Origin of the sequence: Dactylosporangium sp. McL0621 (assembly GCF_049995355.1) — a bacterium.
In the GTDB taxonomy this organism is placed as follows: Bacteria; Actinomycetota; Actinomycetes; order Mycobacteriales; family Micromonosporaceae; genus Dactylosporangium.
The window spans coordinates 1,345,341-1,365,650 of the sequence record NZ_CP188259.1 but is presented as its reverse complement, the minus strand read 5'-3'; the positions used below and the strand labels follow the sequence as shown (position 1 = coordinate 1,365,650).

Annotated in this window: 15 protein-coding genes; 6 read left to right on the top strand and 9 right to left on the bottom strand. The window is 71.7% G+C overall.

Annotation, left to right across the window (positions count from 1 at the left end; all coding sequences use genetic code 11):
• Positions 1–24 precede the first annotated feature (24 nt).
• Together ACPPVO_RS06250 and ACPPVO_RS06245 are read left to right on the top strand one after the other, a co-directional pair.
• Entirely contained in the window at positions 25–807 is a 783-nt protein-coding gene (locus ACPPVO_RS06250; RefSeq protein WP_426510304.1) for a methyltransferase domain-containing protein, read from the top strand.
• A gap of 54 nt (positions 808–861) precedes the next feature.
• Positions 862–1,275 carry a hypothetical protein gene (locus ACPPVO_RS06245; RefSeq protein WP_426510303.1) on the top strand — a complete coding sequence of 138 codons (414 nt, stop codon included), beginning with the start codon at positions 862–864 and terminating at the stop codon, positions 1,273–1,275.
• A 188-nt stretch (positions 1,276–1,463) separates the two neighbouring features.
• On the opposite strand, the gene ACPPVO_RS06240 is transcribed toward ACPPVO_RS06245, so the two are convergent.
• The 3 genes from ACPPVO_RS06240 to ACPPVO_RS06230 form a co-directional block, all read right to left on the bottom strand.
• The gene (locus tag ACPPVO_RS06240) at positions 1,464–2,387 is read right to left on the bottom strand and encodes a sigma-70 family RNA polymerase sigma factor (RefSeq protein WP_360381145.1); all 924 of its coding nucleotides are present in this window, start codon (positions 2,385–2,387) and stop codon (positions 1,464–1,466) included.
• 378 nt (positions 2,388–2,765) lie between these two features.
• A complete protein-coding gene (locus ACPPVO_RS06235; protein WP_426510302.1) occupies positions 2,766–3,758 on the bottom strand; it encodes an NAD-dependent epimerase/dehydratase family protein in 993 nt (330 codons plus the stop codon).
• A gap of 279 nt (positions 3,759–4,037) precedes the next feature.
• On the bottom strand, positions 4,038–4,964 hold the full coding sequence (locus ACPPVO_RS06230; protein WP_426510301.1) for a glycoside hydrolase family 16 protein: 927 nt from the start codon (positions 4,962–4,964) through the stop codon (positions 4,038–4,040).
• A gap of 226 nt (positions 4,965–5,190) precedes the next feature.
• Here ACPPVO_RS06230 and ACPPVO_RS06225 point away from each other — a divergent pair, with 226 nt between their 5' ends.
• The 3 genes from ACPPVO_RS06225 (at position 5,191) to ACPPVO_RS06215 (ending at position 10,073) form a co-directional block, all read left to right on the top strand.
• Complete coding sequence (locus ACPPVO_RS06225) at positions 5,191–7,041, top strand: bifunctional metallophosphatase/5'-nucleotidase (RefSeq protein ID WP_426510300.1); 1,851 nt, start codon at positions 5,191–5,193, stop codon at positions 7,039–7,041.
• 93 nt (positions 7,042–7,134) lie between these two features.
• On the top strand, positions 7,135–7,944 hold the full coding sequence (locus ACPPVO_RS06220) for an SAM-dependent methyltransferase (RefSeq protein WP_426510299.1): 810 nt from the start codon (positions 7,135–7,137) through the stop codon (positions 7,942–7,944).
• Positions 7,945–7,955: 11 nt separating this feature from the next.
• Complete coding sequence (locus ACPPVO_RS06215) at positions 7,956–10,073, top strand: putative bifunctional diguanylate cyclase/phosphodiesterase (protein WP_426510298.1); 2,118 nt, start codon at positions 7,956–7,958, stop codon at positions 10,071–10,073.
• A gap of 19 nt (positions 10,074–10,092) precedes the next feature.
• Here ACPPVO_RS06215 and ACPPVO_RS06210 read toward each other — a convergent pair whose 3' ends face one another.
• The 3 genes from ACPPVO_RS06210 to ACPPVO_RS06200 all read right to left on the bottom strand — a co-directional run bounded on the left by ACPPVO_RS06210 (position 10,093) and on the right by ACPPVO_RS06200 (position 15,256).
• Positions 10,093–10,464 (bottom strand): hypothetical protein, encoded by a 372-nt coding sequence (locus tag ACPPVO_RS06210; RefSeq protein WP_426510297.1) that lies wholly within the window; start codon positions 10,462–10,464, stop codon positions 10,093–10,095.
• A 95-nt stretch (positions 10,465–10,559) separates the two neighbouring features.
• Positions 10,560–11,642: a hypothetical protein gene (locus tag ACPPVO_RS06205; protein WP_426510296.1), complete on the bottom strand. Its 1,083-nt coding sequence runs from the start codon at positions 11,640–11,642 to the stop codon at positions 10,560–10,562.
• Positions 11,643–11,902: 260 nt separating this feature from the next.
• A complete protein-coding gene (locus tag ACPPVO_RS06200; protein WP_426510295.1) occupies positions 11,903–15,256 on the bottom strand; it encodes a cyclic nucleotide-binding protein in 3,354 nt (1,117 codons plus the stop codon).
• Between the two features lie 106 nt (positions 15,257–15,362).
• Here ACPPVO_RS06200 and glpK point away from each other — a divergent pair, with 106 nt between their 5' ends.
• Positions 15,363–16,838, top strand: coding sequence for a glycerol kinase GlpK (gene glpK / locus ACPPVO_RS06195; RefSeq protein WP_360381170.1), 1,476 nt, complete (start codon positions 15,363–15,365; stop codon positions 16,836–16,838).
• Positions 16,839–17,080: 242 nt separating this feature from the next.
• On the opposite strand, the gene ACPPVO_RS06190 is transcribed toward glpK, so the two are convergent.
• Genes ACPPVO_RS06190 through ACPPVO_RS06180 form a run of 3 tightly spaced genes read right to left on the bottom strand, consistent with a single transcriptional unit; the run spans position 17,081 to position 20,217 of the window.
• Complete coding sequence (locus ACPPVO_RS06190) at positions 17,081–18,046, bottom strand: S1C family serine protease (RefSeq protein ID WP_426510294.1); 966 nt, start codon at positions 18,044–18,046, stop codon at positions 17,081–17,083.
• Positions 18,043–19,515, bottom strand: coding sequence for a sensor histidine kinase (locus ACPPVO_RS06185; RefSeq protein WP_426510293.1), 1,473 nt, complete (start codon positions 19,513–19,515; stop codon positions 18,043–18,045). The genes ACPPVO_RS06190 and ACPPVO_RS06185 overlap by 4 nt, the downstream gene beginning before the upstream one ends.
• A 12-nt stretch (positions 19,516–19,527) precedes the next feature.
• A complete protein-coding gene (locus tag ACPPVO_RS06180; protein WP_344613221.1) occupies positions 19,528–20,217 on the bottom strand; it encodes a response regulator transcription factor in 690 nt (229 codons plus the stop codon).
• Positions 20,218–20,310: the final 93 nt, after the last annotated feature.

Sequence of the window (20,310 nt, the reverse complement as noted above, 5' to 3'; positions counted from 1 at the left end):
GGGCGGCCCTTCATCATTGGCACCATGGCTTCCTGGGACCCTCAGCAGTACGAGCGCTTCGCCGAGGAGCGCGCCCGGCCGTTCCGCGAGCTCGTCGCCCGCATCCCGACGACCTCCGCGGTCGCCGTCGTCGACGTGGGCTGCGGCCCCGGCACGATGACCGCGACGCTCGCCCAGCGCTGGCCCGACGCGGCGATCCTGGGTCTGGACTCCTCGCCGTCGATGATCACGGCCGCCGATGAGCGGCGCACCGCCCAGCTGACCTTCCAGCTCGCCGACGCGGCCGGGTGGCGGCCCCAGCGCGGCTCCCTCGACGTCATCGTGGCCAACGCCTCGCTGCAGTGGGTCGACGACCACGAGACGCTGCTGCCGCGCTGGGCGGCCGCGCTGGACGACGGCGGCACCCTCGCGTTCCAGGTGCCGAGCCCCGGCTTCGACCCGGGCCTGGCCGGCGTGGCCGCCCGGGAGCGGTGGGCGCCCGGGCTCGCGGGCGCGCTGGGGGCGACCGGGCCGCGCTCGGCGACACCGGTGCTCGACGCGGCCGAGTACGTGCGGCTGCTCTGCGCGGCCGGGCTCACCGTCGACGCGTGGGAGACGACCTATTACCACGTGCTGCCGGGCGACGACCCCGTGTTCGAGTGGTTCAAGGGCACCGGGCTGCGCCCTTACCTCGACGCACTGTCGGGCGAGGACCTCGAGGAGTTCAGTGCGGACATCCGGACCGAACTGCGGCGGCTGTACCCGCGCGAGCCGTTCGGCACGATCCTGCCGTTCCCGCGCCTCTTCGTGGTCGCCCATCGGCCATGATCCGCGTCGGGTGGTTTACATCTCGGCGGGCCCGGCGTTCCTACGCTGGCGCGCGTGAGCAAAACCTGGAAGATCATTATTTTCAGCGCGATCGGCGCCTTCCTGCTGTGTTGCGGGGGCGGCGCGGCCGGGCTGTACTTCATCGTCAACAGCGCCACGAAGGCGCCCAAGGCCGCGGCCGGGGACTTCCTGACCGCCCTCGAGTCGGGTAGGACGCAGGCCGCCTACGACATGCTGTGCTCCTCGGCGCAGCGGCAGTACGGGCCGGAGGCCTTCGACACGTACGTCAAGAAGGACCCGGTCACCGGGCACGACCTGGGCTGGGGCGGCTCCTACAGCAACGACAACGGCACCGAGACGGCGTCGATCGACGCCAGCGTGACGTACAGGAGCAGCGGCAAGTCCAAGCACACGTTCGAGCTGCTCAAGGAGAGCGGGGCGTGGAAGGTGTGCGGCGACCCGTACTAGGAGCAGACAAAGGCCCCGGGTCCTCATCGACCCGGGGCCTTTCGCCGTCTTGAGTTGGGCTGCCTTTTGGCTGAGCGGCCTGTCGTTTGGCCAGGTGGCCTGGCGTTGGCTGGGCGACCCGTCGTTGGTTGGACGGCCCGTCGTTTGGTTGGGCGGCCTGTCGTTGGGTTGGGCGGCCTGTCGGTTGGCTAGGCGGCTTGGAGCCCCTCGGCCCGGGCCAGCTCGCGCAGCCGGCCGAGCGCCTGGATCTCCAGCTGGCGGATGCGCTCGCGGGACAGCGAGAACCGCGAAGCGACCTCGGTCAGCGAGTGCTCGCGGCCGTCCTCGAGGCCGTAGCGGGCCCGCATGATGCCGGCCGAACGGTCGTCGAGGTGGTTGAGCAGGCCCTCGATCCGCTGGCGCTCCAGCGCGGCCAGGACCACGTCCTCCGGCGACGGGGCGTCGGAGTCCGCGACCAGGTCGCCCAGGTTGGTGTCGCCGTCGTCACCCACCGGGGTGTCGAGCGACACGGTGTCCTGCGACCAGCGCATGAGCTCGTGCACCCGCTCGACGGGCACCCCGAGCGCGGTGGCCAGCTGCTCCGGCTCCGGGTCGTTGCCCAGCTCACGGGTGAGCTGCCGCGCGACGTTGCGCATGCGGTTGACGTCCTCGACGAGGTGCACCGGGAGCCGGACCGTGCGCTCCTGCTGCGCGATCGCCCGGCTGATCGCCTGGCGGATCCACCACGTCGCATATGTCGAGAACTTGTATCCACGCACGTAGTCGAACTTCTCGACGGCCCGCACGAGGCCGGTGTTGCCCTCCTGGATCAGGTCGAGCATCGGCATGCCGGACCGCACGTAACGCCGCGCGATCGACACCACGAGACGCAGGTTGGCCCGGATGAACCGGTCCTTCGCCCGCTCGCCGTCCGCCACAAGGCGGTGCAGCTCCGCGGCCGTCACGCCGTCGGGGATCTCGTCGCTGTCGAGTAGGTGCTCGGCGTAGAGCCCAGCCTCGACCGCCTTGGACAGCTCGACCTCAGAAGCGGCGTCGAGCAGCGGCGTGCGGGAGATCTCATGCAGGTACACGCCGACCAGGTCACGCTCCTCGGCGCCTGTGTCGGTTCGCATCTCCACTTTCACGTTCTCCACCTTCGGGCCCCTCCCCGCTCCATCCTTCGCCTTCCCCGTTCCACCCTGCTAAAACGGGTGCCCCCCGGGTATGCCCCCTACACAACAGTCAAAGCGCCTTCCGAATTCCGCCCTCAGGGGCGATTCGGTGACGACCCCTGAGAGTTGCACCACTTACCTAGACGCTCGGGAGACTGCTCCGGTTCGCTTCGGTTGCAACAAGTGATACGTGCTCTACCTGCCCGTCAGACGCCTGAATTCGCTGTGAGTTCCCTGGGAACGCCCGCGCGGGGGACGGCGGACGCTGCTCGGGCACGGTGGTTATCGGCAAGGGTCGGGCACACGACAGCGTTTTCCCACCGGCGGGCGACGTGATGCTTACCGCTCGTGCCATTCCCGCAACAACTGCGCCTCTTCTTCGATACCCAGTCCGTTCTTCGCATCGATGTGGGGTGCGTCACGAATTGCGGCGACGGTGTCCCGGACGGTCTCGTCCAGCGGCCGCGTGCGCAGGCCGGCGGCCAGGGACGGGGTGACGTCCCGGCTGAGGAACCCCGCGTACTCCGGCAGGGGCAGCCAGAAGGGCAGCGAGCGCGGCCCGGCCCACGGGGCGACCTCGCGTTCGAGCAGGAAGTCCTGGTCGACCCAGGTGAGCTGCTGCGGTACACCCGCGCCTTCGGCAAAGCCGGCATGGAACGCCGCCCGGCTCATCGGCGCGCCGATCCCGTCGAACGCGCCCGCGAGCCCGGCCCCGGCCGCGTCCACGATCCACTCGGCGAGGTCGCGCACGTCCACGAGCTGCACCACCTCGTCCGGCCCGCCCGGAGCGAGCACCTCCCCGCCGCGCAGCGCCCGGCGCACCCAGTACTCGAACCGGTACGTGGGGTCCTCCGGCCCGACGATCATCCCGGCCCGCAGCAGGAACGTCCGGTCGGCGCCGAACCCGTCCGCGGCGAGGCGCTCGCAGGCGACCTTGGCCCGCCCGTACGACTCCGCGTCGGTCCAGGGGTCCGCGTCGAAGTCGGCCGGGAGCAGCGGCGCGGCGCCGGCGGTCTGACCGGGGGTCTCGGCGTCGGAGTACGCGGAGCAACTGGAGACGAACGTGTAGTGCCCGACGCGACCGGCGAGCGCGGCGACGGCGTGCCGGACGTGCAGCGGGTGCCGGCCGACGTCGACGACCGCGTCGAACTCGCCCGTGACGGCGTCGAGGCCGTCGGGGCGGTCGCGGTCGGCCCGCACGAAGGCGGCGCCCTCGACGGGCGTGCCGGACTCGCCGCGGGCGGCGCAGACCACGTCGTGGCCGGCGTCGAGCGCACGCCGCGCGACGGCGCGGCCGAGGAAGACGGTGCCACCGAGTACGAGGATTCTCATCGGCCGATGATTTGCTGTCGGGCGCGGGTTGGACAGGGCGTTTCGCGTCGGGCGGATCCGCTGTGAGACGAAATGGTCCGACACTCCGTGATCGGACATTTCGGATTTTTCGCCTGACGGGGTTTATGTCGGCTTACCTGGACTTTGGGGCTGCCAAACGACGCTCGGCCGATGGCGGCGGGAGCTTGCGCTCCCGCAACGTGTAAGCGTGGTCCTGGTTCGTTGTTGCGTACCGTTATTCCTAACTCGACGCGGCGTGCCATTGACGTCTTGAAGCCTTTATGCGCGGTGCGAGGACTTCGGGCGGTGCGGGCGCGTCTTGTGGATTACCAGGGCGAAGAGCGCAAAGGCCGCCGTCACCACCGCGGACATGGCCAGCCACAGCGACCAGTGCCGGTTCGACGGCGGGCCGGCCGGCATCGCGCCCTCCCTTGTGGACGGTTTGGTGACCGGCGCCGGGGTGGCCGGGTCGGTGGGCTCGAAGGACCAGATGCGCAGGTAGTCGACCTGGAACTCGGCCGGTAGTGCGGTCGACGAGCCCGGTGTGCCCGCCCGGTCGCCGGTCGTCACGGCGAAGCCGAACCAGCGCGGCTCGGTCGACACCGCGGGGTCCAGGGAGCGCTGGGTGCCGTCGACGAAGACCTTGAAGCCCGAGGGGGCCCACTCGATGACGTACGTGTGCCAGTCCCGGAACGGGCCGGTCAGCACGTTCGTGGTGGTGCCCGCGCCGTCGGAGTTGCTCACCACGGCCTGCTCGGCGCCGGGCTTCGCCATGATCTCCAGTTGTGAGCCGTGCTGGGCCGCGGCGCGGTCGACCGGGCGTAGCAGGGCCATCGAGTCGATGCCCGCGCCGACCGGCACGCGGGCCTTGAACTCGTAGCGGCCGAACTGCTGCGCGGCGCCCACGCAGCGGACCTCGCCGGTGACGAAGGGCTTGCCGCCGTAGGTGCGCCGGTGCAGGGCCAGGCTCAGGTGGCCGCCGGAGACCGTCACCGCCTCGGGGCGGAAGTAGCTGGCCTGGGCGCCCTCGGGGGCGCCGTCGTACGCGGAGCAGCCGGTCGGCAGCGTGCCCGCGTCGTCGAAGGAGTTGGAGAAGACCGGGCGCCAGCCGTCCGGAGCGGCGGCGTTCACCCGTTCGGGGAAGATCAACCCACTCAGCGCGGCCGATGTGAGGACGACCAGCACGGCCGAGAACCGCCTCAGCATCGTGACCGCCTCCGTACGCGCGGTGTACCTTCCCCGGCAACGTACTAGATACCCACGGATAGTGCACCGTCGCGCAGTGTGCACTGCCCGTTCGGAGGGTCCGTTCCGGCGAACCCTCGCCTTTACCCGTACGACATTTATCCGACGGCAAGTCCTGCTCGCGCGCGGTCGATGCGATCGACAAGGATGGCGACCGACGCATGTTTCCCTGCTACTAGGAGAGATCATGGCCCAGCCAAGCGCCCGCGGCTGGCGGATCGCGCAGCACCTCGCGGTGCCCGCACTCGCCGTCGCGGTCGTCGCACTGCTGCCCTTGGCCAAGACGGGCGGTTCGCAGGCGTCGGACCAGTGGACCCCGCTGACCCCGGCCAAGGTCTCGTTCGCTCAGAAGACCGGGCCGACGACGACCGCGCAGCTGCTCGGCTTCAACGATTTCCACGGCAACATCGACCCGCCGACCGGCAGTGGCGGGCTCATCAACGGCGTCCCCGCCGGTGGTTCGGAGTACCTCGCCACCTACCTCACCAAGCTGCGCGAAGACGCCAAGAAGGCCGGCGTCAAGTACAGCGACACGGTGGCGGCGGGCGACAACATCGGCGCCTCGCCGCTGGTGAGCGCCGCGTTCCACGACGAGCCGGCGATCGAGGTGCTCAACGCGATGGGCCTCGACCTCGCCTCGGTGGGCAACCACGAGTTCGACGAGGGCGTCACCGAGCTCTACCGGATGCAGTTCGGCGGTTGCCACCCGACCGACGGCTGCCAGGACGGCGACGGGTTCTCCGGGGCGAAGTTCCCGTACCTCGCCGCCAACGTCACCCAGAAGTCCAACGGCCTGCCGATCCTGCTGCCGTTCACCATCCGCTTCTACGACGGCGTGCCGGTCGCCTACGTCGGCATGACGCTCGAGGGCACGCCCGGCATCGTGAACCCGGCCGGCATCAAGAACGTCGACTTCCACGACGAGGTCGAGACGGCGAACAAGTACGCCACCATCCTGGGCTGGCTCGGCATCAAGTCGATGGTCCTCGTGGTGCACGAGGGCGGCTCGCAGAGCAGCCCGCCCGCGCCGCTGGACCCGTCCGGCTGCGCCAACTTCGCCGGCCCGATCACCGACATCACCAAGGGGCTCAACCCGGCCTACGGCGTGGTCGTCTCCGGCCACACCCACCGCTTCTACAGCTGCGAGCTGCCCAACTCCTCGGGCGCCAACTCGCTTGTCACGAGCGCGGGCACGGCCGGCACGCTGGTCACCGACATCCGGGTCACCCTGGACAAGAAGACGCGCAAGTTCGTCGACGCGTCGGCCACCAACGTGATCGTCGACAACGGCGTGAAGAACCCCGACGGGACGTACCAGAAGGACGCCGCCGGCAACCCGGTGCGCAACCCGGCCCTGGTCGACCCGAAGGTGAAGAAGATCGCGGACAAGTACCGCGTCGCCGTCGCCCCGCTGGCCAACAAGGTCGTCGGCAGCATCAGCGCCGACATCACCACGACCCAGGTCGCCTCCGGCGAGACGCCGCTCGGCGACGTCATCGCCGACGGGCAGCTGGCCTACACCAAGGCCTCGGCGGGGGCCCAGATCGCGTTCATGAACCCGGGCGGCATCCGGGCGTCGCTGACGTACGCGAACTCCCCCGGCGGCGAGGCGCCCGGCCAGGTCACGTACGGCGAGGCGTTCACCGTCCAGCCGTTCAACAACCTGGTCGTCACCCAGTCGTTCACCGGCGCGCAGATCAAGGACGTCCTCGAGCAGCAGTTCGTGGGCTTCCAGGGCCAGACCGTCCAGCGCATGCTGCAGGTCTCGGCCGGCTTCACGTACACCTACAGCGCCGCGGCACCGGCCGGCTCCAAGGTCAGCGACATCAAGCTCAACGGCGTCGCGCTCGACCCGGCGGCCACCTACAAGGTGACCACGAACGACTTCCTGGCCAACGGCGGTGACGGCTTCCTCAACCTCGCGAAGGGGACGGGCCGCGTCACCGCACCGGGCTTCGACATCGACGCCCTGACCTCCTACCTGGGCACCGGCCCCATCGCTCCGGGCCCGGCCGACCGCTACACGAAGATCGCTTGATCGATAGTCGTCTGGGTGGGCGGCGAGTTTGCTCGCCGCCCACCCGCACGTATGCTTCAGGCGCAGCGAGCCGAGGTCGAGGAGTGTTGATCCGTGGATCGTCCCAGCTGGGCCCCGGCGGACGTCGATCTCGACCGGCCGAGCGTGGCCCGGGTCTATGACTACTACCTCGGCGGCTCCCACAACTTCGCCGCCGACCGCGCCTTCGCCGAGCAGGTCCTCAAGGTCATGCCGGCCGTCGCCGGGCTCGCCCGCAGCAACCGCTCCTTCCTGCGCCGCGCCGTGGGGGACCTCGCCGCGCAGGGCGTGCGGCAGTTCCTCGACCTCGGCTCGGGCATCCCGACCGTCGGCAACGTCCACGACGTGCTCAAGGACGCCGGCATCACCGACGGGCGCGTCGTCTACGTCGACCACGACCCGGTCGCGGTCGCGCACAGCCGGGCCATCCTCGCCGACGTGCCCGGCACCGCGGTCGTCGCCGGCGACCTGCGCAAGCCGGTCGAGGTGCTGGGCCAGCCGCAGGTCCAGGGCCTGCTGGACTTCACCCGCCCGGTCGCCTTCCTGCTCGTCGCGGTGCTGCACTTCGTCCCCGACGAGCAGCGCCCGGCCGACATCGTCGCCGGGTACGCCGCCGCCGGAGTCCCCGGCAGCCACGTCGTGCTCTCCCACGCCGGGCTCGACCGGCCGCTCACGCCCGCCGAGGTCGAGGCCTGGGAGATGTACCGCAAGTCGCCGACGCCGCTCATCCTGCGCACCAGCGGGCAGGTCGCGGCCCTCTTCGGCGACCTGACGGTGCTCGATCCCGGCGTCGTGTCGCCCCACGCGTGGCGCCCCGACGGCGACGAGGAGTCGCCGCCCGAGGGCAACACGATCGGCTGCGCGGCCGTCGCGCGCAAGGATTAACGCCGCCGATCATGACCGCCATCAGCCCCACGCCGACTTCGTGGGACCGCCCCCACCGCGCCGCCGAGCGAATGGCGCGCGCCTGGTCGCTGGCCATCGCCGGGACCAGCTACGTGTCGATGAACGGCCTGGAGGTCCAGGACTTCCTGACCAGCCTCTCGACGCGGGTCATCCACGCGCTGACCGCCGAGACCTTCGACCCCACCGACGTGCGCGAGGTCGGCTCGACGCTTGTCGCCGCGCACTTCACCGAGCCCACCACGCTGGAACGCACCCTCGCCGTGCTCGCCGAGCAGTTCGGCAACGCCCCGGTCAAGCGGGTCGCGCAGATCCAGGGCGCGCTCGCGTCCGGCTACGCGCTCGCCCTGCGCGACCGGGTGCTCGACGAGCAGGAGGAGATCCGCACCGCGGCGCTGTGGGCCCGGGCCCGCGCCGAGGAGGGCCGGCGGGTCAGCGAGGCCCGGTTCCAGGCGATCTTCGCCGGCGCCGCGATCGGCATGAGCGTGAGCACCATCGACGGCCAGGTGATCGAGGTCAACCAGGCGCTGTGCGACATGCTCGGGTACACCGCCGAGGAACTGCGTGCGATGTCCTTCGACGACTTCGTGCTGCCCGACGACCCGCCCAGCGCCGGGGCCATGTTCGACGAGGTGCTCGCGGGCGGCCGCGACCAGTTCCGGATCGAGAAGCCGTACGAGCACAAGGACGGCCACCGCGTCTGGACCGACCTCGTCGCCTCGATCATCCGAGACGAGGACGGCCGCCCCCGGTGGCTCGTGGCCATGTTCGAGGACATCACGGAGCGGTACCTGCTCCAGGTGCGCCTGCGCCACCAGGCCCTGCACGACCCGCTGACCCAGCTGCCCAACCGCACGCTGTTCTTCGAGCGGCTCGGCGCCCTGCTCGAGGGGGCCGACGGCGAGGACGGCGCCGACGCCCGGGTCGGCGTCTGCTACCTCGACGTCGACGGCTTCAAGGTCATCAACGACACGCTCGGCCACGACGTCGGCGACCAGCTGCTGCAGACCGTGGCGCGGCGGCTGGCCCGCTCGATCAGCGGCGAGCGGCAGCTCGTGGCCCGCATGGGCGGCGACGAGTTCGTGGTGCTGGTGGAGCGGTGCGGCGGCATCGGGGACGTGGTCGCGGTCGCCGAGAAGGCGCTGGACACCGTGCGGGCCCCGGTCCACGTCGGCGGCCACGAGATCAGCATCTCGGCCAGCATCGGCGTGGTCGAGCAGCCGCTGCGCGGCACGAGCACCGGCGAGCTCATGAAGGCCGCCGACACGACGCTGTACTGGGCCAAGGCCGACGGCCGCAACCGCCTCGCGCTCTTCGACGCCGAGCGGCACGCGCGCGAGGTCAAACGGTACGAGCTGTCCGCCTCCATGCCCGCGGCGCTGGAGCGGCGGGAGTTCTTCGTGGAGTACCAGCCGCTGGTCCGCCTCGGCGACGGGGTCACCATCGGCGTGGAGGCCCTGGTGCGCTGGCGGCACCCGCGCTTCGGCGTGCTCGGGCCGGACGCGTTCATCGGCATGGCCGAGGAGACCGGGCTCATCGTGCCGCTGGGCCGCTGGGTGCTGCACGAGGCCTGCCGGCAGGCCGCCGAGTGGCGCCGCACGGCCGGCGACCGCGCCCCGATCATGAGCGTCAACCTCGCGGTACGCCAGATGCGGGACCGGACCATCGTGCGCGACGTGCGGACGATCCTGGAGCAGACCGGCCTGCCCCCCGAGGGCCTGCAGCTGGAGCTGACCGAGAGCGCCGTCATGAGCACCGGCGACGACCCGATCGAGGCGCTCAACGCCCTCGCCGCGCTCGGCCCGCGCATCGCGATCGACGACTTCGGCACCGGGTACTCGAACTTCGCGTACCTGCGCAACCTGCCCGTGCACAGCCTCAAGCTGGCCGGCTCGTTCGTCGCCGGCCTGCGCCCGCCGGAGGGGGCGGACCCGGTCGACCAGGAGATCATCGCGGCGGTCATCGGCCTGGCGCACACCCTGAAGCTGAGCGTGACCGCGGAGGGCGTCGAGACCGCCGAACAGGCGACGCGACTGCTGGAGCTGGGCTGTGACACCGCCCAGGGCTGGTACTACGCGAGCTCCGGTCCGGCGAGCGCGATCAAGCTCTGACCGCGCGCGCCGGCCCGGATCAGTTCGCGGCGTACGGATTGACTTCTTCGTGCATGTCGCTCATCAGCTGCGACCACATGTCGTTCTCGTCCGGGTCGGCGCCGACCAGGTCGTAGTGGCCGTCCAGGAAGTCGGTGTCCAGCTGCCAGTCCGGCAGGTCGATGTCCTGCTCGTCCAGGGTCGGCGCGTCGTCGTGCTGGGCGTCGGCGTCCACGACGGTGTCGTGGTCGGCGTCGCCGGCGTACTCGTGGTGCTCGTGACCTTCGTTGTATGCGTCGTGGTGCTCGTGTCCGTCGTAGCCGTGGTCGCCGGCCAGGACATGCTCGACTCCGCCGTCGTGGTCGACGTGGAGATCGTGCTCCATGCCCCAGTCGAGGTCAAAGTCGCTCATAACCTGCTCCCGGATTTCTCGGTGCACCGCTGCTATGCGGTACCTCTAGAACGGTAGGGAACAGCGGGAGCGACCGGCTCCCGGAAACGTGCCACTCAGCGCGCGCGGCGGTCCAGCCAGCCGTCGCCGTCGACGTCCTCGTAGCGCGTGTCCATGACGCCGTCGCGGTTCGTGTCGACCTCGGAGGAGTTGATCAGGCCGTCCCGGTCGGTGTCGTGCCCGACGAACTCGGCCCGCCCGTCACCGTCCGTGTCGACCACGATATCGACGCCGCCGTCGGCGCGGTTGACGTAGGTGTGCTGGTCCCAGCGCCCGTCGCCGTCCCAGTCCACGCGCGTGTGGTAACCGTCGGTCGGCGCCGCGCCGGGCACCTGCGCATGTCCGGCATGCTGCGCAAAATCGGACAGACCCCCGCCCACTCCCCCGCCGGCCGGACCCAGCCCGGCGCCGCCCGCGCCCGCCTGCTGCCCGACATCCGACAGCCCGGCCCCGAACCCGCCGCCCGACCCGCCCGGCTGGTACCCGGCCAGGCCACCGGCGACGCCCGAGGCGCCCGCCTGGTGATCCGCCACGCCGGCCACGCCACCCGCGACGCCCGAGGCGCCCTCCTGATAGCCGGCCAGGCCACCCGCCACGCCGGACGCGCCCGCGGCCTCGTGCGGGGCGCCGCCGGTCGCGCCGGTGTACGTGCTCGCGTGGTACACGGTGCCCGAGCTGTGCGATTCGGAGTGGTACTCGACGTGCGACGAAGACACCGAGTGCCGCCCGTCGCCCGCTTCCTGCAGCGCGTCGCCGAGCGAGTGCCCGCCGCCCTGGTCGACCGGCTCGACGGCGGCGTGGCGGGCGCCGTACTGCTGCTCGACCACGTCGTGCATGCGCTGGCCCATCTCGGTGCCGCCCGAGCCGAGGGCGTGCCCGCTCACCCCCGCGCCGTGGCCGTGCAGCACGTCGCCGAGGCCGGAGCCGATCGAGGAGAAGACGCCGAACATGCTCGCCTTGCTGGTCCGCTGCTCCACGTGGGTCGGCCCGCCGCCCTCCCCGAACTGGGTCTGGAGGATGTCCAGCTCATCGGGGGTCAGGTGGTAGCCGGCCAGGGTCCCCGCCGGGTCGGCCGCCAGCCGCGCCTTGAACGCGGGGTCGCCGAGCAGGCGCTCCAGCACCTCATCGAAGTCGGACATCGCAATTCCCCCAGATTGTGTACCGCCCGAGCTCAGTCGAGCTCAGGCATCGGTATCGGCTGCGGCCGCGGGCGACAGGTCCCGCACTGCACCGCGTCCTCCACCACGAGCCCTTCGGCCCGCCCGCGGCGCTGCGAACGGTGCACCTCGAGCAGGTAGGGGCCGAACTTCGCATGGTCCTCACACAGCCCACGGCCGCAGAACCGGCACGACCCCCGCGCCGCCTTGGCGCAGAACCAACAAAGCACGCTTTCTCCTCATTAGCTAGGCGGGCTGCATTTCAGGACCGTGACCTGTGATCCGGGCCTGGAGCCGCTCTTTCCGTTCGTGTCGGTGGCGGTCACGGTCACGCTGAGTGTGCCGCCGCCGTTGACCTTGCCCGGGTAGTTGACCGGGCCGATGCTGCCGTACCAGTTGCCGTCGCGGGACATGGCCTTGGACCCTGAGGCGAATCCGCTCCACGACACGGTCACGCCCCGGATCGGCGCGTCGCCCGCCTGGACCACGGCGCTGATCGACAGCGTCACCGAGCCGCCGTTGCACGTTCCCCCGGTCACCATGGTCTGGTCGATCGAGCCGGTCGACTGGTTGGTGCTGACCACCACCGGCAGGTTGTACGGCGGCGCGGTCGTGGTGGTCGGTGGTGGGCCGGCCGTGGTCGGGGGCCGCGGGCCGGCCGTCGTGCGGGTCGGGGTCGGGGCCCGCGTCGTGCGCGTCGGGGTGGCCTCCGGCGTCGACGAGGCCGACGCCGAGGCCGACGGGGACTCGCTCGGCGACGGCGACTCCGACGGCGTGTCCGACGCCGACGGCACGACCGTCGGCGTCCCGCCCGGCTTCGGCAGCGCCACCCCGTCGCCGCAGGTCAGGTCGGCCGCGGCCGAGGGATCCACGACGGTGCCGTCGAGCTTCACCACGCCGCGGCCCACGTCGGGGTCGCCGCCCGCCGGCAGTGCGAAGCGGGCCGAGCCCTCGTTGGTGACCCCGCCGACGGTGAGGCGCAGCGGTCCGAACGCGGTCGTCGTGCTCGTGGTGTCGACCAGGAGGCGGCCCCGGTCGAGGGTCAGCGCCGCGGTCGGCTCGATCGGCGTCTGCTGGCCGCTGACCAGGGGGCCGACCCGCAGGTCGACGCCGGCGCAGAGGACCGTCGCGCTGCCGCCGCGGAAGGTCAGCGACGCGGTCGACTTCGCGCCGATGTGGACCGAGTCGCCCTGCTGGACGTACAGCTTGGCGTTGCGCGCCAGCCGGCGGTCGGTGCCGTTGACCCGCACGGTCGCCTCGCCGCGGGTCACGGTGACGAGCGCGCTGTCGGTCGGCATCTCCGCCCACACCGGGCCGGTGAAGAGGTTCGCGCCGGTCAGGAACACGGCGAGGAGCAGCAGCAGGATCAGCAGCCACCACAGCCGGCGCTCGAAGCGGCGGTCGACGCTGTCGTCGACGGGTGCGGGCACGCCGGGCGGCGCGGCCAGCGGCGGGTAGGTCGAGGGCGGGTGGGCACCCGACATCGGGCGGCGGCCGCCGGCCGGGGTGGCATCGGGCGCGCGGCCCAGCAGCAGCGGCAGCCCCGCGACGGCGGGCAGCAGCCAGGCGCGGGCCGGGGTGCGGGCGGTGGCCACCTGGCCGGGCGAGCCGTCGCCGTACGGGCCGATCATCGAGCCGCGGTGCAGCTCGGTGCCCTCGGGCAGCTGCAGCGAGCCGGACTCGACCACGAGCGCGTCGTTGCCGGTGCGCAGCACGACCGGCTGGCCGGGGCCGAGGTGCATGGGGCGGGCGCGGGTGAGCAGGCCGAGGCGGTCCTCGTGGCCGAGGCCGGCCAGCGCCGGGGTCTCGGCGAGCAGCCGCTCCAGCTCGGCCCACTCCACCGGCGGCGGGCCGGGCAGCGGGCCGATGGCCGCGGAGACCGTCGAGGACGGGATGGCCAGCAGCGTGGTGCCCGCGGTCATCCAGCTCAGCGCGGCCGGGGCGCCGGTCAGCGCGTTGGCGAGGCCGACGACACCGCCGCGGCCGACGCGCTCCCGGACGCTGCCGGTGGGATCGCCCGGACGCCTCGCCTCCAGGGCCCCGTCGACCACGACGTACACCGACGGCTGCGCGGCCCCGGCGATGACGAGCTGGTCGCCGGTGCGCGGGTGCACCCAGCGGGCGTCCCCGGCGAGCCGGGCGAGGGCGTCCGGCGGCAGGTTGGACAGCGCCGAGGAGCTCAGCGCGGCGAACCGGCGCGGCTCGTCGCGCACCAGCTTGCGCTCGCCGAGCTGGTCCCGCACGCGGCGGCCCCGGCGGCGCAGCCAGCCGAAGAAGAGGTACACGACGGGCGCGAGCAGCCCGACGACGATCACGGCCAGCAGCCCCCGGGCGAGCCACCCGGCGTTCCACAGGCCGGTCACGACGCCGGCCACGCGGTCGGTGTACACGCGGTAGACGAGGTTGACCGCGATCGCGATCCAGACGACGGCGAGCATGCCGTACAGCGCGACGAGCCGCCCCTCCCGGTCGAGGTCGGAGAAGCGCGGCGGCCGGCGGCGCAGGCGGGCGAGCACCCAGGCGAGCCCGCGGGCGCGCAGGTTGGGCACCTCGAGCCAGTCCATGAGCAGGTAGTAGCCGTCGAGGGCCATGAACGGGTTGAGGTTGAACAGCGCGTTGAGGTACCACGCGAAGGCCAGCTTGAACGTCCAGGGCTGCAGCTCGGGGAAGAACACGCCGACGAGCTGGCAGATGCCGGCGAGCACGAGGCCGGTGGCCGGCCCGGCGGTGGTGGTGACGAGCCGGGCCCGGCGGCCGGCCATCCACACGTCGGTGGTGTCCACGAAGACCGACGGGATGCCGAAGTACACCAGGAAGCCTGCGGCGGGCACCCGCCGACCGGCGTGTTTGGCGCCGAGCGCGTGCCCGAGCTCGTGACAGGCCAGCGCCACCACGTTGAGGCCGAGCAGGACGAGGGCGCCGGCGAAGTACGAGTCGTTGGTGAGGAACACCGACTGGTCGGCGCGGAACCAGTTCCACACGAACACGCCGAGGCCGGCCAGCGCGACGAGCCCGCAGAGCACCGCCACGACCCGGGTGAAGAAGAGCCGGCCGCCCGCCTTGTACAGGAAGGTCACGATCGGGTCGACCCGGGCGAGCACGACCCGGCGGCCCTGGGCGGTGGCCAGCAGCGCCTTGCCCAGCCGGATCGGCCACGGCCGCCGGTGCACCCGCTCCAGCTTGCTGAACGCGTCCACGGGCAGCTCGGCCAGCATCCGGTTGCCGGCGAGGTCGGCGACGATCCGGGTCACCTGGTCGGGCGCGAGCCGTCCGGAGATGCGGGCGAACTCCGCGACGAGGCGGGCGACGGTACGGCTGCCGTCCATGAACTGCGCGAGCCGGAACTCCTCGGGCGTCAGGCGCAGGTAGCTCGACTCGCCGTGGTCGGGCGAGCGCAGCATGACGTACTCCACGCCGCGGGCCGAGGTCAGCGTGACCGCCTCGACCCCCTCGCGCAGGATCGGCCGGGCCCGGGCCGGGTTGAGCCGGTCCGATACGGCATGCCACAGGCCGACGTCGGCAGGGCCGAGCGGTACACCCGGGGCGCGCCCGGCGAGGGCCTCCCAGACACTGATGCGCGTCTCGATGACGGCCACTGTCGCTCCTGTTCGGACACGGTTCCGGCCACGGACTCTAGGCCCCCGGGCAGACGCCGGAAAGGTTCCGTCCCGAACGTGACAGAGCTTCGGCGAAGATGGCACTGTGTACATCCTCGCCATCGACCAGGGCACGACCTCCACCCGTGCGATCGTGTTCGACGCCGACGGCGCCATCGTGGCGCTTGACCAGCGCGAACACCGTCAGAGCTTCCCCCGCCCCGGCTGGGTCGAACACGACCCGGTCGAGATCTGGCACAACGTCCAGGCGGTGTCGACCCGCGCCCTGGACCAGGCCGGGCTCTCCCGCGCCGATGTCGCCGCCATCGGCATCACCAACCAGCGCGAGACCACGATCCTGTGGGACGCCCGCACCGGCGAGCCGGTGCACCCCGCCATCGTCTGGCAGGACACCCGCACCGACGCGCTGATCCGCACGCTGGCCGGGGACGCGGGGCCGGACCGCTTCCGCGAGCGCTGCGGGCTGCCGCTGGCCACGTACTTCGCCGCCCCCAAGGTGGTCTGGCTGCTCGACAACGTGCCGGGCCTGCGCGCGCGGGCCGAGGCCGGCGAGATCCACTTCGGCACCGTCGACACCTGGCTCATCGAGAAGCTGACCGGCCGGCACGTCACCGACGTGACGAACGCCAGCCGCACGATGCTCATGAACCTGACCACGCTGGACTGGGACGACGAGCTGCTCGCGGCGTTCGGCATCCCGCGGGTCATGCTGCCCGAGATCGGCTCGTCGTCGTACGTGTACGGCGAGGCGAGGACCCTGCTGCCCGGCGTGCCCGTGGCCAGCGCGCTGGGCGACCAGCAGGCGGCCCTGTTCGGCCAGGCGTGCTTCGCGCCGGGCGAGGCCAAGTGCACGTACGGCACCGGCTCGTTCCTGCTGCTCAACACCGGGACCCGGCCGGTGTCGAGCGAGCGGGGCCTGGTGACAACGGTCGGTTACCGCATCGGCGACGCGGATCCGGTGTACGCGCTGGAGGGCTCCATCGCCATCACCGGCTCGCTCGTGCAGTGGCTGCGCGACAACCTCGGCCTGATCGCCTCCGCGCCGGAGATCAACGACCTCGCCGCCACCGTGTCGGACAACGGCGGCTGCTACATCGTGCCGGCGTTCGCGGGCCTCTTCGCGCCGCACTGGCGCCCGGACGCGCGGGGCGTCATCACCGGGCTCACCGGGTATGTCACAAAGGGGCATCTGGCCCGCGCCGCCCTGGAGGCCACCGCCTGGCAGGTCAAGGACGTGGTCGACGCGATGATGGCGGAGTCCGCGGTACCCCTGGAGACGCTCAAGGTCGACGGCGGGATGACCGCCAGCAACCTGCTCATGGCCTTCCAGGCCGACGTGCTGGACGTGCCCGTGGTACGCCCGACGGTCGCCGAGACCACGGCGCTGGGCGCGGCCTACGCGGCCGGGCTGGCCGTCGGGTTCTGGCCCGACACCGACACGCTGCGTGCGAAGTGGAAGCTGGACAAGCGCTGGGAGCCCGCGATGGCCGCCGAGCAGCGGGACCGCGGCCACGCCCTCTGGCTGCGGGCGGTCGAGCGCTCGTTCGGGTGGGCCGACTAGGGGCTGTATCGAAGTGCGGTTCGGAGCGAGGCGAGGCTCAGACGTCGGCTGAGGCCGCGCCGGGCGCGCCCCGATACCGGGGTTGTATCGGGGTGTGACCGGGGTGGTTCCAGGCGGCGTCTAAGTCCGCCGCAGCCCGGCCATCCACTTCGATACAGCCCCTAGGAGCCGTGGCACAGAAAGGCGGCGCACTCCGCCAAGTGCGCCGCCCTTTTTCTGGGAGGGAACCAGCCTTTGCGGTACTAGCCGATGATCTGCTGAGCGACGGTCTTGGCGGTGTTGCTGGAGATCGCGAAGCCGACGCCGATGTTGCCGGCCGTCTCGCTCGTCGAGGCGATCGCGGTGTTGATGCCGATGAGCTGCCCGGCGGTGTTGACCAGCGCGCCGCCCGAGTTGCCCGGGTTGATCGCGGCGTCGGTCTGGATGGCGCCGGGGATCTTCGCGCCGGCCGAGGTCTGCTGCGTGCCGCGGCCGTTCTGGCCCTCGCCGGAGCCCTCGTCGATCTCGCGGTTGAGTGCGCTGACGATGCCGGAGGTCACGGAGGCCTCCAGGCCCAGCGGGCTGCCGACGGCCAGGACGGTGTCGCCGACGTGGACGTTGCCGCTGTCGGCGAAGGCCAGCGGCGTGAAGGTACCGCCGCCGACGATCTTGACGACGGCGAGGTCGTTGTCCTCGTCGGTGCCGACGATCTGGGCGGTGCCCGTCTTGCCGTCGGAGAAGCTGATCTGGACCGTGGTGCCGCGGGCGGTCGCCACGACGTGGTTGTTGGTCAGGATGTTGCCGTCGGTCGTGATGATCACGCCGGAGCCCACCGCCGAGCCGGTGTTGATGGAGACCACGCTCGGCAGCACCGCGGCGGCCACGTCGGCGAGGTTGGCGGTGCCCGCCGACGAGTTGCCGGTGTTCTGCGCGCTGACGACGGTGTTCGTCGAGGTCGCCGGGCGCAGCTCCAGGGCGGCGACCCCGCCGCCGACGGCCGAGGCGATCGAGAGCGCGACCGCGGCGACCACGGCGACGACGCCCTTGCCCAGCCGGCGGCTCTTGAGGGGGGCCGGAATGGCGATGGCAGGCGTCACGAAGGGTGACGTCGGCGGGTACCACTGCGGCGGGTGTTGCATGTGCGGGACGTGTGGCGGCACGTGGTTCGTGGGCATGTGCTGCGGTACTTCGGCGGCCGGCGTCTGCGCCCATCCCTGCTGTTCGCTCATGATTTGAGCTTGGCCGCGGCAGCTTGCGGGCCACCGGGAGCGGCCTGGGAACCGCCTGTGAGGGGAAGCCGAACCTGAAAAGTCGCCCCGCCACCGGGAGTGACGAAGACCGAGACCGTGCCCTGGTGCACCGCCACGAGCGCGGCGACGATCGCCAGGCCCAGCCCGCTGCCGCTGTGCGAGCCGCCGGCCTGCTGGCGGGTGCGCGCCTTGTCGACGCGGTAGAAGCGCTCGAAGACGCGGGCCGCCTGCTCGTCGCTCAGGCCGGGCCCGTGGTCCACGATCTCGATCAACGCATCGGTACCGTCGCGGCGCAGCCGGAGCTCGACGGGCGACCCGGCGGGCGTGTGGGTCAGCGCGTTGGTCATGAGGTTGCCGACCACCTGGCGCAGGCGCGCCTCGTCGCCGTTGACCTCGACCGGCTCGTCGGTCTCGAGCTCCATCGCGATCTCGCGGTCGGGGGCCACCGCGGAGGCGGCCGCGACCGCGTCGCCGGCGATCACGCGCAGGTCCATGTCGGCCAGGCTGAGTGGGCGCTCCTGGTCGAGTCGGGCCAGCAGCAGGAGGTCCTCGACCAGCAGCCCCATCCGGGCCGCCTCGTCCTCGATGCGGCGCAGCAGGGCCGAGGTCTGCTCCGGCTCGCGGGCGGCGCCCTGGCGGTACAGCTCGGCAAATCCCCGGATCGTGGTCAGCGGCGTGCGCAGCTCGTGGGAGGCGTCGGCGATGAACTGGCGCATGCGGTCCTCGGACGCCTCGCGCACGCGGAAGGCGCCCTCGATCTGGCCGAGCATCGTATTCAGCGCGCCCGCCAGATGGCCCATCTCCGTCTCCGGCGGGCTCTCGGGCACGCGTTTGGTGAGGTCGCCGGCGGCGATCGCGGCGGCGGTGCGCTCGATGTCGCGCAGCGGCTGCAGGCTGGTGCGCACGATCGTGACCCCGACCGCGGCGATGACCACGAGCACGCCGGCCCCGATGAACAGCTCGGCCGCGACGAGCTCGTCGACCGCGTTGTCGATCATCGACAGGTTCTCGGCCACGCCCAGGATGCTCGCGCCGTTCGGGTTGGCCCGCTGGATGATCAGCACCCGCCAGCGCTCGTGGGTGCCGGAGGCGCGCACGGTGTACGGCTCGCCGAGGTGGTCCGCCAGCTCGCCGGTGGTGGTGGGCAGCGGCGGGCGGGCCCCGCTGTCGGCCAGGCCGACCGTGCGCAGCCCGAGGTTGTCACCGTCCTGTTCGAGCCAGAAGTAGAAGTAGTTGGACTGCACGACCGACGTCTCGGTCTGCTTCAGCAGGCGGTTGAGGTCGACGGTGCCGGCCAGCTGGCGCAGCTGCCCGTCGACCTTGTCGATCATCGAGCTGCGCATGACCAGCGCGCTCGCGACGCCGATGATGAGCAGCGCCATGGTGACGAGGGTCAGCACGGCCGCGACGAGCTTGACTCGCAGCGGTACGTCGGAGATGAACCGCACGGGAGCGGCCCGTCAGACGGGCAGTCGCAGGACGTAGCCCACGCCGCGCAGGGTGTGGATGAGCCGCGGCTCGGCGATGTCGACCTTGCGGCGCAGGTAGGAGATGTAGGACTCCACGATGCTGTCGTCGCCCCGGAAGTCGTAGTTCCACACGAAGTCGAGGATCTGGGCCTTGGACAGCACGCGGCCGGCGTTCAGCATGAGGTACCGCAGCAGCTTGAACTCGGTCGGGGACAGCGCGATGGTCTGTCCCGCCCGGCTCACCTCGTGGGTCTCCTCGTCCAGCTCCAGATCGTGGAAGACCAGGCGGTTGGGGCCGGGGTCGCCCGCGGTGCGGCGCAGCACGGCCCGGATGCGGGCGGTGAGCTCCTCCAGGCTGAACGGCTTGGTCACGTAGTCGTCGCCGCCGAGCGTGAGGCCGCGGACCTTGTCCTCGGTGCCGTCGCGGGCGGTCAGGAAGACGACGGGGAGCCGCACCCCGCCCTCGCGCAGCCGCCGGATCACCTCGAAGCCGTCGAGGTCGGGCAGCATCACGTCGAGGACCACGAGGTCGGGCTTGCTTTCGCGGGCCGCGGTGACCGCCTCACTTCCAGTGGTCACCGCGTCGACCGCAAAACCGGCGAAACGCAGGCTGGCCGAGAGGAGCTCGCGGATATTCGGGTCGTCCTCGACCACGAGCAGCCTCGCCTCAGCCTGCGCCACGCCTGGCGACATTGCACCCCCGGATTGTGCGACGCCGCCTCGTACCCCCATGTGCATATCTTTCCGCCCTCCGCTGATGTAGGGCTGGTGGTT